General features: G+C 44.3%; 13 protein-coding genes. 10 read left to right on the forward strand and 3 right to left on the reverse strand.

The annotated features are described in order from the left end of the window. Window positions 1-234: 234 nt before the first annotated feature. From NYE58_RS10950 to NYE58_RS10960, 3 genes are all read left to right on the forward strand, one after another. Window positions 235-1,995: an ABC transporter ATP-binding protein gene (locus NYE58_RS10950; protein WP_076219338.1), complete on the forward strand. Its 1,761-nt coding sequence runs from the start codon at window positions 235-237 to the stop codon at window positions 1,993-1,995. Between the two features lie 26 nt (window positions 1,996-2,021). Then, a complete protein-coding gene (locus NYE58_RS10955) occupies window positions 2,022-3,860 on the forward strand; it encodes an ABC transporter ATP-binding protein (RefSeq protein ID WP_036684176.1) in 1,839 nt (612 codons plus the stop codon). A gap of 112 nt (window positions 3,861-3,972) precedes the next feature. After that, complete coding sequence (locus NYE58_RS10960; RefSeq protein ID WP_341001879.1) at window positions 3,973-4,317, forward strand: hypothetical protein; 345 nt, start codon at window positions 3,973-3,975, stop codon at window positions 4,315-4,317. A 13-nt stretch (window positions 4,318-4,330) separates the two neighbouring features. On the opposite strand, the gene NYE58_RS10965 is transcribed toward NYE58_RS10960, so the two are convergent. The 3 genes from NYE58_RS10965 to NYE58_RS10975 form a co-directional block, all read right to left on the reverse strand. Continuing rightward, window positions 4,331-4,579 (reverse strand): DUF7667 family protein, encoded by a 249-nt coding sequence (locus NYE58_RS10965; protein ID WP_076124783.1) that lies wholly within the window; start codon window positions 4,577-4,579, stop codon window positions 4,331-4,333. A gap of 615 nt (window positions 4,580-5,194) precedes the next feature. Continuing rightward, window positions 5,195-6,235 (reverse strand): HD-GYP domain-containing protein, encoded by a 1,041-nt coding sequence (locus NYE58_RS10970; RefSeq protein ID WP_076219643.1) that lies wholly within the window; start codon window positions 6,233-6,235, stop codon window positions 5,195-5,197. Between the two features lie 77 nt (window positions 6,236-6,312). After that, entirely contained in the window at window positions 6,313-7,026 is a 714-nt protein-coding gene (locus tag NYE58_RS10975; RefSeq protein ID WP_076219642.1) for a molybdenum cofactor biosynthesis protein, read from the reverse strand. Between the two features lie 137 nt (window positions 7,027-7,163). On the opposite strand from NYE58_RS10975, the gene NYE58_RS10980 reads away from it, so the two are divergent. From NYE58_RS10980 to NYE58_RS11010, 7 genes are all read left to right on the forward strand, one after another. Beyond that, the gene (locus tag NYE58_RS10980) at window positions 7,164-8,603 is read left to right on the forward strand and encodes a bifunctional metallophosphatase/5'-nucleotidase (RefSeq protein ID WP_076187091.1); all 1,440 of its coding nucleotides are present in this window, start codon (window positions 7,164-7,166) and stop codon (window positions 8,601-8,603) included. A gap of 72 nt (window positions 8,604-8,675) precedes the next feature. After that, the gene (locus NYE58_RS10985) at window positions 8,676-9,503 is read left to right on the forward strand and encodes an undecaprenyl-diphosphate phosphatase (protein ID WP_076124791.1); all 828 of its coding nucleotides are present in this window, start codon (window positions 8,676-8,678) and stop codon (window positions 9,501-9,503) included. 144 nt (window positions 9,504-9,647) lie between these two features. Next, a complete protein-coding gene (locus NYE58_RS10990; protein WP_076187093.1) occupies window positions 9,648-10,760 on the forward strand; it encodes an HD-GYP domain-containing protein in 1,113 nt (370 codons plus the stop codon). Between the two features lie 221 nt (window positions 10,761-10,981). Beyond that, window positions 10,982-12,118 carry a radical SAM/CxCxxxxC motif protein YfkAB gene (gene yfkAB, locus NYE58_RS10995; protein WP_036684078.1) on the forward strand — a complete coding sequence of 379 codons (1,137 nt, stop codon included), beginning with the start codon at window positions 10,982-10,984 and terminating at the stop codon, window positions 12,116-12,118. Between the two features lie 20 nt (window positions 12,119-12,138). After that, window positions 12,139-13,497 (forward strand): hemolysin family protein, encoded by a 1,359-nt coding sequence (locus NYE58_RS11000; RefSeq protein ID WP_076135925.1) that lies wholly within the window; start codon window positions 12,139-12,141, stop codon window positions 13,495-13,497. 164 nt (window positions 13,498-13,661) lie between these two features. Next, complete coding sequence (locus NYE58_RS11005; protein WP_341001880.1) at window positions 13,662-14,342, forward strand: response regulator transcription factor; 681 nt, start codon at window positions 13,662-13,664, stop codon at window positions 14,340-14,342. Then, window positions 14,339-16,093: a sensor histidine kinase gene (locus NYE58_RS11010; RefSeq protein ID WP_341001881.1), complete on the forward strand. Its 1,755-nt coding sequence runs from the start codon at window positions 14,339-14,341 to the stop codon at window positions 16,091-16,093. Before NYE58_RS11005 ends, NYE58_RS11010 begins: the two co-directional genes overlap by 4 nt. The last annotated feature ends 26 nt before the right edge of the window (window positions 16,094-16,119 follow it).

Genomic DNA, 16,119 nt, shown 5'->3' on the forward strand with positions numbered 1-16,119 from the left:
TTAAGGAGGAAACACGAGCATTTTAAGATAACGAGGGTCCTTTATATCATGTAGATGCTGCTTTTTTCCGAAATAACCGCAAAAACGCGCAATTCTCCCCTTTGCCGCATTAAATTATGGATGATACACTGCTTAAAGTCACTAAATTGTAAGCGCTAAAAAAAGCTAGCTTACGATGTAACATTTGCTTTATACAAAAAATTGCTTACTAAGTAAGCCTTAAGGAGGAGAGATATGGATGTTCTCAGGCAACTGCGCGGTTATTATCGGGAGAAGCTGCATTTTCTGATTCTTTCGATTATATGTTTGGCCGCTGCAACTGCAGTGGGGCTGATTACCCCCAATTTGTTAAGAAAGCTGATCGATGAAGTTATTGTGCCACTTAAGTTTACAGAGGTGCCAGTGCTCGCATTGAGCGTGTTAGCTGTAGTAATAGTAAAAGCATGCCTGCAGTTTGCACATGGATTTTTTGGAGGACGGCTAGGTAACTTTCTTGCATACCGGCTGCGTAATGCTTGTTATGAGAAGCTGCAATTCCTATCTTTCCGTTATTATGATACCGCGAAAACGGGAGATTTGATGTCCCGGCTAACCGGAGATTTGGAAGCGATTCGTAACTTTATCGGTTTCGGTTTTGCTCAGCTGCTGAATGTCTTTTTTATGGTCATTTTTGGTTCGATTATGATGTTCTCACTCAATTGGCAGCTTACTCTAGTAACTTTGATTACGATGCCCATCCTGGCGTTTATTGCGCTAAAATTCGAGTCTAAGATACACCCGGCCTTTCAAGAGATGCGTCTTGCACTCAGTTCTCTGACAACGGCTGTACAAGAGAATATCACGGGTGTGCGCACCGTCAAATCATTTGCGAGAGAGGCTCATGAAGTAGAGAAATTCTCACACCGCAACGAACGTTATAAGAATAACCAGATTTTTGCCGCTGAGCTCTGGAGTAAGTTTTTTCCGGCGATGGAGTTTTTAGCATCGATCAGTGCAGCTATTCTGCTTGGAGTAGGCGGAACGTTAGTTATTAAGGGGAAAATGTCACTAGGTGAACTGGTTGCTTTTTTCAGCTTAATTTGGTACATCATTGGACCGATTTGGGGTCTTGGATTCCATATTAATAACTATACACAATCCAAAGCATCGGGAGAACGTGTATTGGAAGTACTTAATCAGAATATTGATGTGAAGGATAAAGAGAACGCCCGTGAACTGGTACCTTCTGAGGTTAAAGGAGATGTAGCGTTTAATCACGTCACATTTGCTTATGGGAACAAAATGCCTGCGGTTACAGACATTGATTTTGAGGCCAAATCTGGTGCGGTTATAGGGTTCCTTGGAGGTACGGGCTCTGGTAAATCGACCATTACACAGCTGATGATGCGTGCTTATGACGTTAATGAAGGCAGCATCACACTGGATGGGATGGACATCAGAGAATACAATGTTCGCAGCTTGCGTTCACAGATTGCAACGGTCTTTCAGGAAACCTTCCTGTTCTCCTCCTCAATTCGCAACAACATCTCCTATGGGTTGAAAAATGTAAGCATGGAAGAAATTATCCGAGCTGCACAACTTGCCAAAGCCCATGATTTCATCATGGAGATGGAAGACGGTTATGACACTGTGGTGGGTGAGCGCGGAATGGGTCTTTCCGGTGGACAAAAGCAACGGATTGCCATCGCTAGAGCCCTGCTTAAGAATCCGCGGATTCTTATCCTCGATGATGCGACCAGCGCTGTCGATATGGAGACGGAGCACGAGATTCAAGCCGGATTCCAAGAGGTCATGAAGGGGCGCACTACACTTATTATTGCCCATCGGATCTCCTCCTTGCGCCATGCGGATCAAATTATCGTCATGAACGAAGGTCATGTACAGCAGCGTGGTACCCATAAAGAGCTAATTGAAGTGCCGGGTCCTTATCAGGATGTATACCGGATACAGTATGCTGATTATCTGGCCAGAGCGACCGGAAGAGGGGAGGAGTGAGGCATATGAAACTTGAAGCCAAACCAATGACCGCTACGGGAGCAAAAAATAAAGCAGCCGAGCAGCAAGAGCTGGATGAACGTTTTGTATACAAAGATGATGATGTCATCGATAAGGCTTTTGACTGGAAGCAATTCACCAGACTGTTCGGGTACATGAAGCCTTATGCAAAGCAGATGCTTCCATTGGTGTCCATCATGATGATTCTGGGAACCATCACGAAGTTGACCGTCCCGTTCCTAACAAGTTTAGCCATTGACCGTGCAATTGCGCCAAAGGTAGGGAATCCCAGCTTATCACTGCTTTATTCGCTTACAGCAGGGGTAATCGTCTTATATCTGATTCAATGGATTGCGGGAGTGTACCGGATTAAATATACGAACATCATAGGCCAAAGAGTGATTTATGATTTGCGCTCAGATTTGTTCAAGCATATTCAGAAGCTCTCCTTTAACTTCTTTGATAAACGTCCGGCAGGCTCGGTATTAGTACGGGTAACCAATGATATCAACTCTCTGCAGGATCTGTTCACAAACGGGGTTGTCAATCTGATGATTGACTGCGTGCAGCTTATGGGGATTACCATTATTCTGCTGGTGATTAACTGGAAGCTAGGTCTTGCAGTAATGGTTACGGTTCCTATTATGTTCTTTGTTTCAACTAAGCTGCGCCAAAAGATTCGGATCGCTTGGCAGGATGTGCGGATGAAGAACTCCAGAATTAATTCTCATTTAAATGAATCGATTCAGGGAATCAGAGTCACACAAGCCTACACCCAAGAACAAGAAAATATGAATTATTTCGATGTTATGAATACCGACAGCAAAAAATCCTGGAACAAAGCCTCTGCGATGAACCAGGCGTTCGGTCCGATTATTGAGGTCACAGGTGGTTTTGGAACAATGATCCTCTTTTGGCTGGGGGCTTATCTGATCCAATCTGGAGAACTCACAGTAGGTATGCTGGTAGCATTCAGTTCTTATGTCAGCAACTTCTGGGACCCGATTAATCGCCTTGGGCAGATGTACAATCAGCTGCTTGTGGCAATGGCTTCCTCGGAACGGATCTTTGAATATTTGGATGAGCAACCGGCGGTGCAAGATAATCCTGGTGCTAAGCCAATGGGAACGATTCGTGGGGATATTAACTTTGAAAAGGTCATTTTTGAATATGAAAAAGGCCGGGCTGCACTAAAAGGTATTGATCTGGATGTAAAAGCAGGACAGTCGATCGCGCTCGTAGGTCATACAGGTTCTGGTAAAAGTACGATCATTAACCTGATTGGCCGATTCTATGATATTAAGAGTGGCCGAATCACGATAGACGGTGAAGATATCCGCGGAGTTACATTAGACAGCCTGCGAAGGCAGATCGGAATCGTGCTGCAAGATACCTTTATTTTCTCGGGAACGATTCGGGATAATATCCGTTTTGGCCGTCTGGAGGCTACAGATGAAGAAGTGGAAAATGCCGCAAAAGCCGTGGATGCCCATGACTTTATCATGAAGCTGCCCGGAGGGTATGAGACTGAGGTGGAAGAGCGCGGCAGCGCATTGTCGATGGGACAACGTCAGCTGCTCTCCTTCGCCCGGGCGCTTTTGGCAAATCCGCGGATACTAATCCTGGATGAGGCAACTGCCAGCATTGATACGGAGACGGAGCTGAAGATCCAGGAGGCACTCAAAATCCTGCTTCAAGGCCGAACCTCCTTTATCGTAGCGCACAGACTCTCTACCATCCGTCATGCGGATAAAATAGTCGTCCTCGATCACGGAGAGATTAAAGAAGAAGGAAACCATCATGAATTGACATCCCGTGATGGGGTATACAACGGTCTGATCGAAGCGCAATTCCGCTTCCTATAGACCGACAGAACAGAACAGAAGAGAACACGACAGAACACAACAACAGCTCATTCCCTTTGCTTAGGCAAATGGGGGTGAGCTGTTGTTATAGGGATATAGGATGTAGAAAATAATGGTTGGTAGATCAGAGAAGAACGGAAGAACGGAAGAACGGAAGAACGGAAGAACGGAAGAACGGAAGAACGGAAGAACGGAAGAACGGAAGAACGGAAGAACGGAAGAACGGAAGAACGGAAGAACGGAAGAACGAAAGAACGGAAGAACGGAAGAACGGCAGAACAGCAGAACGGCAGAACAGCAGAACGGCAGAATGTCAGAACGGAAGAACAGCAGAACAGCAGAATGGCAGAATGGCAGAACGGAAGAATGGAAGAACAGCAGAACAGCAGAATGGCAGAACGGAAGAACGGAAGAACGGCAGAACAGCAGGACGGCAGAAAATAATATAGCAGGGTAAGATTTCTATTCAGTTACTTAGGGCGTTTGGATACCCTGCCCGTCACACGCAGCTCAAACATTTGTGCACAAATATCTTGATGCCATTGTAGATCAGCTGTCTGTTCCGCTAATAGGATTTCATTTTGTAATCGGGCCATCTCATAGCAGTAGGTAGCGTTAATTTGCAGGCACTGCTGTTGCTCCGTTTCCTCAGCAGCAGTAAGCTGCCGTCTACGGCTTAGGGTGAACAACTCGGCAAGGCGTTCATGGACAGGAAGCATGCTTTTTTCCTCCTACAGCATTTTAAAACCACATATTAGTCTCGCCATGAGAAGAGAAATTCAAACGTTACGTCAGATAATGAAATTGAGGGGCCTTACTATGTTGAGGGTAGAAGGAACTATCTTCGAAGTCAGAAGGAAACAATAGAGGTGAGAGAGGTGAGAGAGGTGAGAGAGGTGAGAGAGGTGAGAGAGGTGAAAATCGAGGAATGTTTAGGAGTAATCTGGAAACCAATCTTTAGTTGCAGTTTGTACAATAGAAACCATCATTCTCGTTATAAAAATACTGTTAATTGCACTTTGTGCAGCTATTTTCGAGAAATGTGCTTATAAAGAGCATTTTCCTTAATTCTAGTTGCACAAAGTACAACTAAATCACAATTCAGCTCGCAAGACGTGGATTAGTTGCACAAAGTACAACTAAATCACAATTCAGCTCGCAAGACGTGGATACTGTTGCACAAAGTACAACTAAATCACAATTCAGCCTGGTAGACGTGGGTTCTGTTGCACAAAGTACAACTAAAAAATCCCCCGTAGTCAAACCGGGGGATTTAGTGTACGAACAGCAGCTCTTAACCTTCTGCTAAGCAACGCAGGACCTCAAGAAACGCCCTAGTCCATGTAGATTTCCACAATCGTAACGTTACGTTCGCGGGCTAGATCGACAAATAATCCATCGATCTTTACCAGCGGACGGAAAATATCAACTGGATTGTTCATGATAATCACACCTGTATCACCCGTGTTCAGTAATACTCGCTTGCCGATAAAGTTGGGCATTAAATGCTGTATAAAGGCTTGAACCGTTCTGCCGTTCAGCTTACCAAAGCTGAGGTCATTTAGTTCACGTAGGACAGAAATAAGCTCTTGCTTGGACTGATAGACGCGTTTAGAAGTCATCGCACTATAGATGTCAGCTACAGCAGCAATTTGCGCATAAGGATGAATCTCGGATTTGGTTAGCTTATTAGGATAGCCAGAACCGTCCTCACGTTCATGATGCTGTAGGGCTGCCAAGGCTGTATGTGAGTCATCCATCGAATTGCGGATAATTTCGTAGCCGTACTTAGTATGTAGTTTAACTTCTTCGAATTCTTCCGCGGTTAATTTTCCAGGCTTATTTAATAGAGCAGGTGAGATTCTACATTTTCCAATATCAATTAAATATCCAGCTCGTCCAATCTCATAGCATTCTTGTTTGGAATACCCAAGCCAGATTGCAATATAATAAGAGAGCATACCTACCTGCAAGGAGTGGTTGTAGGTATAATTATCTTCGCGATCGAGCAGAAGCAGCAGGGAGACTACATCCTTTTGCTTGTCCAACGATTGGAGCGAAGGCTGAAGAATGTCGTTAACCACGGATTGGTTAAAGCTTCCTTTTAATAGTGCTTCCATATAAAGATTCTCAAAGCCGTCAATCATGGTATCAAAACTAGTGGTCACCGTCTGAATAATTGAAGGTCTGCTTAATGGGGCAGGTTCTTCCACTAACGTCTGGATATCAACATAATCAACTCCATGCTGCATCAGCTTGGCGATATCATCTATCTGGAGCAGCGATCCCTTTGGTAATACATGCAGACCTCTTGAACTATAAGCGTCTGAGTTGAGGTGATTACCAGGTTTTAGATCCGAGACGTGTACTCTCAATGCCTATGCCACCTTTTATCCGATTTTATCCAGAATATCAACAAAGTGCAGATTTTTCAATGAAAAAGGAGTGAAGATTAATTGTAGAGGGAATCGGCAGCCTTTTGTTCAGAGCCTACCCAGTGCTGGCCTGATTCATTGATGTCTTTTTTCCAGATAGGGACGGTCTGTTTCAGCAGTTCAATGGCCAGACGACTAGCCTCGTAACAGGTATCGCGATGAGGGGTGGAGACAGCAATGATAACGCTTGCTTCCTTAAGACCAACAAGCCCAATGCGGTGGGAAATCGCGCAGCGTGCATTCAAGCGATTCTGTACCTCATCACCAATTTCTTTCAGCTTATTTAAGGCCATAGGAATATAGGCTTCATAGTCTAATGCTGTTGTGCGTTGTTCTCCGGTCATTTCGCGTGTAGTTCCTACAAATAATAGGGATGCTCCATGATTGGCATCGAGGACGGCATCCAGAAGCTTCTCAGCATTTAATGGCAGATCCGTTATGCTATAGAGGCCGTCAGGAGTGCTCTCATATAAAGAACCATTCTCTCCCCCGGAAACGGGAGGGATTAATGCAACTTCGGCAGACTCGGTGATGAGGGCTTCATCAGGTGCATATTCCCGGTCAATAGCGACCAAAGAAGTTCCAATTAGGGATGCTGCATCCGGATAAGAGGTTGAAAGGAGTTCTTTTAACTTCCCAGCGGTTAAGGGATTCTCCGTCGCATGAAAGGTCAGAGAAGATGAACCGATAATCTCAGCCAAACCCGCGAACAGGCGGATTGTGATATGCATACTTATTCACCTCTGAAATATGTTGTAATGTCTACAATATACCATAATGAGCCTGAAAATGTTATGCTAGGCTCTATAAGATCATGCATCGGCTGCGTCATTAAAGAGCGGCTCAACAGGTAGGAGGAATGTTGCTAATGGGGCATGTGCCGCAAAGACTGACCATACTTCATACCAATGATATACATAGCCATTTCGAAATGGTGAGTCCATTGGCAGCAGAAATCGGGAGACAAAGAGCTGCAGCGGGAGAAGAGCCTGTGCTGCTGCTGGATATTGGCGATCATATGGATCGTGCAGCCGTAGAGACAGAAGGAACTATGGGTCAGGCTAACATTGATGTACTTAATTTAACAGGATATGATGCTGTAACCATCGGTAATAATGAGGGGTTAACATTCTCACAGGAGATGTTATCCTCTATTTTCTCCGGGTTACAGTGTCCAGTGGTATGCTGTAATTTTGTGGAGACTGCAACAGGGGAACCTCCCCACTGGATGAAGCGTCATGCCATCTTGGAGAAGGACGGAATCAGAATAGGAGTGACTGGAGCGACAGCGGCATTTACTTCGTTTTATTCCTTGCTGGGCTGGGATGCTCTGGATCCCGAGACAACCCTTCGGGAACAATGCCTTCTTCTAGCTCCTCAGGTGGACATTCTAATCATCCTTTCTCATTTGGGGCTTCCCGCAGATCGAATTCTGGCAGAGCGGCTGGAAGGTGTGCATGCTATTCTAGGTGGACATACACATCATATGCTGGAAGAACCGCTCATGATTAACGGAACAGCTGTATGTGGAGCCGGGAAATTCGGGCGTTACCTCGGGCGGCTTCAATTTGAGCGGAGAGAGGGACAACCTGGATTCAGCCTGGTGGCGGGTGAATGTATTCCGATTGACCCAGGACTGAAGGAAGAGATTGTAGGTCCTGCCGCTACTATTCATTTGGAGCGTGGTCGTGAGGCTCTTCAGCAGACCGTTGCGATCACAGATCGTGAGCTTCCTTTGAATTTGCAGGGAGAATCCCCTTTTGGCAATCTTTTAGCCCAAGCTGTACGTAGATTTACAGGCACTAGTTTGTCGATAGTTAACACAGGTCAGCTTCTAGGACCTTTGCCTGAAGGGGAGGTTACAGCGGGAATGCTGCACGCCCTATGTCCTTCTCCCATTAACACCTGCGTAATCAAGCTGAAAGGCCTAGATATTCGCATAGCTTTGGAGCAGAGTCTTACTGAAGAATTTTATAATAAGGTGATTTTTGGGTATGGCTTTCGCGGGAATTATCTGGGCAGCTTAGCAGTAGATGGGATAAAAATCTTGTACGATCCGCAGAAGATACCGTATGATAACAATATTGCAGTTTTTGTCGAAGGAAACCCGCTGGAGGATGATAAAGAGTATAATGTTGGTACGCTGGACATGTTTACTTTCCGTGCAGGCTATGAGACGATCGCCAATGGGAAGGATCCTGTATTTTTGCTGCCTCATTTTTTACGCGACCTGCTTGGGATGGAATTGCAGCGTCCGGACAGTCTTGATGAATGCATGCTCACTCGGTGGGAGATCAAGTCTGAGTAAACCTGCAGCTCAAAGATATACTTTTTGATTCCATTTAAACAGTGCTAGATTCCCGAAAAATAGGAGGAGATTATGGACACGATTACAGCTATTATTTTAGCAATTGTCGAAGGGATCACTGAATTTATTCCTGTTTCTTCTACAGGACACATGATCTTGACCTCGAAGCTTCTGGGCTTTGATGAGCAGGATTCGATTATGAAGACTTATGAAATCGTTATTCAGCTAGGGGCAATATTGGCGATTGCGCTTGTTTACCGCGAGCGTGTGCTTAATTTGCTGGGCATTGGGCGTAAGAACTCAGGAAGAGGCGGTGTGATGCCGGCGTCTCGTTTGAACTTAATCCATGTAATACTTGGGATTGCCCCAGCACTAGCTGTGGCATTTTTTGCCCGCGATTTTATAAAAAGTCTCTTTGGAGCCACGACTGTTCTTTGGGCGCTTGTCGCCGGCGGGATTCTAATGATTATCGCAGAATGGGTAAACAGACGCAAAATTAGAATTACAGCGCATGAGCTGGACGATCTTTCTTACGGACAGGCGCTGGCTATCGGGATGTATCAGATTATTTCAGTGCTGTGGCCAGGATTTTCCCGTTCGGGATCTACGATCTCCGGAGGGATGTTAAGTGGGGTTAGTTATAAAGCTTCTGCGGATTTCTCCTTCCTTATAGCCATTCCTATTATGTGTGCGGCTTCCGGATATGAAATGTTGGATTCTTATAAGAACTTTACTAGTGAAACGATTGGCTATTTTGTAATTGGATTTCTGATTTCTTTTGTAGTGGCTTATGTAGTGGTTATTTTGTTTATGAAATTGATTCAAAAGATTAGATTGACGCATTTCGCGATCTACAGATTTATTCTTGCTGCTATATTCTGGTTGTTTATTATGCGTTAATGCCCATAGGCAAAGACCTAGACACACCCGATGTTCTTCATGGTGCACCTGTCTGATCTCTACATAAACGGTATAGACAAAGCGTGTGACCCAAGGATTTCAAAACAGAATAGCATTTTACCGTTAAAGGCAGGAGTGAGCTAAGTGCGTTTAGTATCCGTGAATCAGCTTCAAGCAGGCATGAAATTAGGTAAAAAAATATATAATGATGAAGGTCTAACTCTCCTCGCGGATGGGGTGGAGCTTACTGATGCATTGATCAAGAGGCTTTCAAGAATTGACATCGGTTATATTTACATAGAGGACTCTGTCACGGACGATGTTGAGATTATAGGTATGCTTCAAGATGAGACACGTAATCAGGCACTGAAGGTGATTCGTAATCAGTTTCAGCAAATGACAGGCGCTTCAGGAATAAGCAAGGGATTCTACCATCTGGATAAAAAATTCTCAAAGATCATGGATAGCATCCTGGATGATTTGTCTTTACAAGAAGATCCGATGATCATGCTGCTTGATATGCACACCGCTGATAACTACTTGTACGTCCATTCCCTGAATGTCTGCTTGTACACTTTGGTGCTTGGCATTGCGCATGGGTACAGCAAAGAGGAGCTTCGAGTGATTGGTCTGGGTGCGCTGCTGCATGATATTGGCAAGACCCAAGTCCCGATAAAAATCATTCAAAAACCTGGTAAGCTCAGTGAAGATGAATTTCGCCATATGCAGGCACACACCGAGATCGGGTATCAGATTCTCAAGGAAGAACCGAATATCCCGCTGCTCGCGGCTCATTGTGCGCTTCAGCATCATGAACGCATTGACGGATCCGGATATCCGCGGGGATTAAAAGGACCTCAAATTCATGAATATGCCAAATGGTTGGGCGTGGCTGATTCCTACGATGCCATGACCTCCAACCGGGTCTACAAAAAGGCTATGCTGCCACATCAAGCCGTTGAGGCGCTTTATGTAGGTTCTGGTACATTGTATGAGCAGAAGCAGCTAGAGTTATTTAGAGATCGTGTGGCTATCTATCCTCTTGGTCTTACGGTGAAGCTCAGTACGGGTGAAAGTGGAGTTGTTGTCAAAATAGACCCAAGTACGCCTCACAGACCGATTGTACGTGTGCTTACAGGGCCTGAAGGAGAAAAAGTAGTACCGTTCGAAAGGGATCTAGGAAAAGCCCTCTCCGTTGTTATCGTTGACGTCGCAGATCAAGGCGATTCTGTGGGAACGCCAAAATATTTATCATAGCAGCGAAGAGAGAAGATTAGGCTTGTCCGCATAACTCGCGGAAGCCTATTTTTCGTCTCGCTGCTATTATTTTTTACAGTGAAAAAGCTTGTAAGGACAGTCTGAAAGACATCCGAAGTGCAGTTTTTCTGACTAACGTGGTATGATATAGGATAAGACACCGTTCAATCTTCATGATTATGGGTTAATAATAGGAATAAGATTTAAAGGAGCTAGTACAAATGAATGTTTTAAGACCATTAACATCTTCACCGAAGGAGCTGTCGCCAAGCTACGATCCGTGGGATCCCATTACTTCTTTACGTAAGCATGGACGCCATGTGCTAACGAGTGTGGAATTCACAGTAACCAATTTATGTAATATGCGGTGTGAACACTGTGCGGTAGGTGATAGTTTAACCTCTAGAGAAGGGGATATGCTGCCGCTTAAAAATATGTTGGACCGTTTAGATGAAGTAGAGCATCTGGAGACGATTAGTATTACCGGCGGAGAGCCTATGTTCTTGGCTGGTACGGTGGATAATATCATAGTGCCGCTCTTAAAGTATGCCAAAGAGCGGGGGATTAGATCGCAAATTAATTCTAATCTGACGATGCCGTATGCTCGATATGAAAAGCTGCTTCCGTATTTGGACGTTATGCATATTTCTTTTAATTATGTGAACGGAGACGATTTTCATGAAGTTGGTTTTGCCAACAGCGGGCATGCAGTTTCAAAAGAAAGTGCATATCGGTTATATAATGCAATGATTGAGAATTCTCGACGGCTAAGTGAGGATGGTATGCTAATTTCTGCGGAAACTATGATTAATTACCGTACACATACTAAGCTGCCTGAAATTCATAAGTTGATTCTCGATATGGGCGCCAAACGGCATGAGGTACATCCTATGTACAACTCCAGTTTTGCTTCGGCTTTGCCAGTGTTGTCCTTGAATGAAATGCGGACGGCAATCCATAAACTACTGGATACCCGTGATCCGGAGATTTGGATGCTGTTTGGGACCCTTCCGTTTTTTGCTTGCAGCTTCCTGGAAGAAGATCAGAAGCTGATAAGCAGAATGCGCGCCGAGAAGAATGTTACCCTTCGCAATGATCCGGATGGCCGGAATCGAGTGAACGTAAACATGTTTACTGGCGATGTTTTTGTTACAGATTTCGCTGATATCGCAGCCTTTGGCAACATCGAGAACCAAAAGCTGGATGATATATTTATCGATTGGCAGACTAAACACCCGCTGAACCAAAAGGTGAACTGCCACTGCGATGCAGCAGGCTGCTGCGGACCTAATCTGTTAGTGGCTGATATGTATTATCCGGAAGTTGACTTCAAAACTAGAAAAGCGATCAATCTGTAGAAATGAGGCGTTGTTAAGTGGTGCATACGGAATTTGAAGTAGGGAGATTATTGCTTAATCTTTTGCTGGTTCTGGTGCTCGTATTATTGAACGGTATTTTTGTAGCAGCGGAATTTTCATTAGTTAAGGTCAGGCAGTCCCGCCTGACCCAACTTGTCAGTGAAGGTAATAAAATGGCTGGATATGCTCTGAAAGTAAATAAGAGACTGGATTCCTATTTATCCGCCACTCAGTTTGGGATAACACTTGCGTCGCTGGGCTTAGGTTGGGTTGGAGAGCCTGCGATTTCTGAGTTGTTGGTCGAACCTTTAATGTACCAGATGGGGATCACCGATCATACCCTGATTTCTACCGTATCTGTGATTATTGGATTTTCGATCATTACATTTTTACATATTGTACTTGGGGAGCTTGCTCCTAAATCGCTCGCGATTCAAAGAACAGAAGGTTCGGCACTGTTGTTATCTGCACCCCTGATGTTCTTCTATAATGTGTTCATGCCTTTTATCTGGGTGCTGAACGCTTCAGCCAACGCGTTGCTTCGGTTAGTCGGTGTGGAGCCTGCAAATGAAAGTGAAGCAGCACACTCGGAAGAGGAAATACGTATTCTGATGAATCAGAGCGCCAAGAGTGGTGTCATTGACAAAGATGAAATGAAACTAATGGATAATATCTTTGAATTCTCAGATCTGCTTGCACGTGAAGTCATGCTGCCTCGTACAGATATGGATGTGCTTTACAGCAATCTTTCGTTAGAAGAAAATATGAAGATTATTACCGAAACGAGACATTCGCGTTATCCGGTTGCCCTGGAAGATAAAGACCGTATTATCGGTTTTATTCATATTACCGACCTGTTGTTTGCTCCCCCGGAGCAGCAGAATGACCTTACAACTCTGGTTCGGCCTATCCTTAACGTTCCGGAATCGATGGAGATCAGCCATACTCTTCGTTTTATGCAGAAGAATAAGGCTCAGCTGACGTTAGTTGTCGATGAATATGGCGGCACAGCAGGTTTGCTGACAGCAGAAGAGATTTTGGAAGAAATCGTAGGTGATTTACATGACGAGTTCGAAGATGAGCGTCCAAGTGTGGAACATAATGGGGAGTATATCTCTGTTGAGGGCCGGATGCTGATTGAGGATGTCAACGATCTTACGGGTGTTGTGATTGAAGACGATGAGGTGGATTCCATCGGCGGTTGGTTGTTTAAGGAGCTGGAGGGTAATCCAACCAAAGGAAAACGTGTCAAAGTAGAAGATGTTATTTTTGAAGTCGAGGAATCAACAAGATTGCGTATCACTAGAATTAATATCCACCGGGAACCACGTGTCGAGGACGAAGAAACCTCATCAGAACTGAATGAGGATAAAGAATAACCTATTAAAAATTGTAACGTATTGTTCCGGTTGATCAGGGATATAATGAACTCCTCCTGCAAGAGCTGTATGGCTCATGACAGGGGGAGTTTTTTGTGGACACATAAAGGACATAACGCTCGTCTATGCTAATGTATATTAATTGTTTGAAAGCGGGGTCTAGATTGAAAAAGAAACTTCTTCTCGTTGAGGATGAAATTCGTATTCGTGAACTGGTATCTGATTATTTCTTACAGAATGATTGGGAGGTACTTGAAGCGGATAATGGAAGAGATGCATTGGTTTGGTTTGATTCACTGCTGCCGGATCTGCTGATTCTGGATATCATGATGCCTGCTATGAATGGCTTCGAAGTGTGCCGTGAAGTTCGTGAGAAATCAGCGGTACCCATCATTTTGTTAACCGCCAAGTCTACAGATGACGACAAAATCTACGGTTTTGAATTAGGAGCCGATGATTATGTTACAAAACCATTTAGTCCAAAGGTGCTAGTAGCCCGGGCAAATGCACTTATGAAACGGGTTGAAGGCACCCATCAGCCTGAATCTAGCATAATAAAATTTGGTTCCGCGATGTTTAATACCTTGGCTCATCGGTTGGAGGTAGAAGATGCGGAAGTGGAGCTTACCCCTAAGGAATATGATCTTTTATGGCTTTTAATACGAAATAAAGGGATTGTCATTTCAAGGGATACGATCCTCAGTCGGATCTGGGGAATTGAATTTGAAGGAGATTCCAGAGTTGTGGACAGTCATATCAAAAAGCTGCGAAGTAAATTGGGTTATGAATCACGTTTTATTCGTACGGTAATTGGCACAGGATACATGTTCGAGGAAGAGGCATGAGAAGACGGGGAATTACTTTTAAACTGTTTGTGATGACCGTTATCTTTTTCCTTTGCTTCTATGGCATGGTGATTCTAAGCCAATTGCTGTTGTTTGACAATTTCTATCAGAAGCAAAAAGAGCACCGTGTGGAGAAACACCTTAAGAGCTTTGCGGCAAGATATATTAGCGAACCATGGGGAAGCACTAGAACCTCTCAGGAGCTTGTCCGGTTTATGCTGCGGAATAAAACACAAATGGTTATTTTGAAGCTGGATGGAAGGATGAATTCAGAAGATCCATTTCATATAAAGCTAATCGATGATGACGGGAAGAGTATGGTTGTTTCTTTATCCCTATTCATGAATCAGTACGGAGATTCACTGAGAGCAGCAAAGATTAAAGTAGATGATCAGTTGAGCGTGGAAGGCGAACTTCTGGATGAAGACAGTGCTTCACCCGTTATACTCTACCCCATAAGCATTACAAAAAAAGGGGGCGGAACCATAGGGGAGACGGGAGAGACTGGGACGATTCATGCATCTGGTACTGTTGCAGAAGTTGTACTGCCTGATTTAAAAATATGGAATCCACGCCAGGGAATAATGTTTGAAGCTCTTGAGGAATGGTTTCCTTTGACACCAGCGCAGATAGAAGACTTTAAAAATTTGAAAATACAGAAACGAGACTGGGTTGCTCCCTGGAGTGGGAGTCGCAATTCTGTGGTTATTCTGCCCTTGAAGCAAAGTAACGGAGAAATTGAATTACTATTCACAGTCACTTCATTACAGGAAGTTAAGGATTCGAACGATGCGTTACGCTGGTTCTTCTTATATCTGGGAATGGGTGGCTTTGTCCTGATTCTGGTGCTTTCTCTCTTTTTCTCGAAAATGGTAACGCGTCCGCTAATTAAGTTAAACAAGATAGCAAAACGGATGGTTTCTCTGGACTTTACAGGGGACACATCGATTCGGCAGAAGGATGAGCTAGGCAGCCTTTCTAACAGCATGTTCACCTTATCACTAAGTCTGGACTCTGCTTTACGGGAGTTAAGAGAGGCCAATCAGCAGCTAGTTGAGGATATGGAACAGAAGCAAAGAATGGAGATCATGCAGCAGGACTTTTTTGCCAACGCCTCCCATGAATTGAAGACGCCCCTCAGTATTATCAAAGGTTTTGCTGAAGGCTTGGAAGACGGCGTTAGCGCCGGCAAGCAGGATCACTACATTAAAGTGATTATTGAGGAAGCCGATAAAATGGAGTTTCTTGTTAAAAATATGCTAGATCTAGCGCGGTTGGAGTCGGGCACGATTAAACTACGGAAATCTTCCTTTATGTTAAGTGAACTGACGGAAAAGGTGACGGACAAGCTGGTCCACTTGCTGAGTGAAAAACATTTGGAGGTCATCATTATTCCTGCAAATGAATTACCAATTTATGCTGATATGAACTGGATCGAACAAGTTGTGCTAAATTTTATGACCAATGCTATTAGGCATGCGGAAGAACGAAGTTCTATCACCGTCAATATTGAGAGTCATGCCCAGACTATTGTATTCACTATTCAAAATATAGGAGAATCAATCCCTGAAGATCAGCTGGAGCAGATCTGGGAACGGTTCTATCGGTCTGAGCCATCCCGCAGTCGAATGACAGGCGGTACGGGTCTTGGGCTTTCCATCGCGAAGCGAATACTAGATATGCACGCATGTCTCTATACAGTGAAAAATACGAAGAACGGTGTCAGCTTTACAGTGACCTTTGAAGGTTAAACCGAATCAACAGAAATACTGCTATG

It is taken from the genome of Paenibacillus sp. FSL L8-0708, from assembly GCF_038009325.1.
Taxonomy (GTDB): Bacteria; Bacillota; Bacilli; order Paenibacillales; family Paenibacillaceae; genus Paenibacillus_AQ; species Paenibacillus_AQ odorifer.

Bases quoted from the DNA above. Each gene is read 5' to 3' on its own strand.
- NYE58_RS10975 (WP_076219642.1), bottom strand. From the start codon at position 7,026: ATGCATATCACAATCCGCCTGTTCGCGGGTTTGGCTGAGATTATCGGT.
- NYE58_RS10985 (WP_076124791.1), top strand. From the start codon at position 8,676: ATGGACACGATTACAGCTATTATTTTAGCAATTGTCGAAGGGATCACT.
- NYE58_RS10955 (WP_036684176.1), top strand. From the start codon at position 2,022: ATGACCGCTACGGGAGCAAAAAATAAAGCAGCCGAGCAGCAAGAGCTG.
- NYE58_RS10950 (WP_076219338.1), top strand. From the start codon at position 235: ATGGATGTTCTCAGGCAACTGCGCGGTTATTATCGGGAGAAGCTGCAT.
- NYE58_RS11010 (WP_341001881.1), top strand. From the start codon at position 14,339: ATGAGAAGACGGGGAATTACTTTTAAACTGTTTGTGATGACCGTTATC.
- yfkAB (WP_036684078.1), top strand. From the start codon at position 10,982: ATGAATGTTTTAAGACCATTAACATCTTCACCGAAGGAGCTGTCGCCA.
- NYE58_RS10980 (WP_076187091.1), top strand. From the start codon at position 7,164: ATGGGGCATGTGCCGCAAAGACTGACCATACTTCATACCAATGATATA.
- NYE58_RS10965 (WP_076124783.1), bottom strand. From the start codon at position 4,579: ATGCTTCCTGTCCATGAACGCCTTGCCGAGTTGTTCACCCTAAGCCGT.
- NYE58_RS10960 (WP_341001879.1), top strand. From the start codon at position 3,973: ATGGTTGGTAGATCAGAGAAGAACGGAAGAACGGAAGAACGGAAGAAC.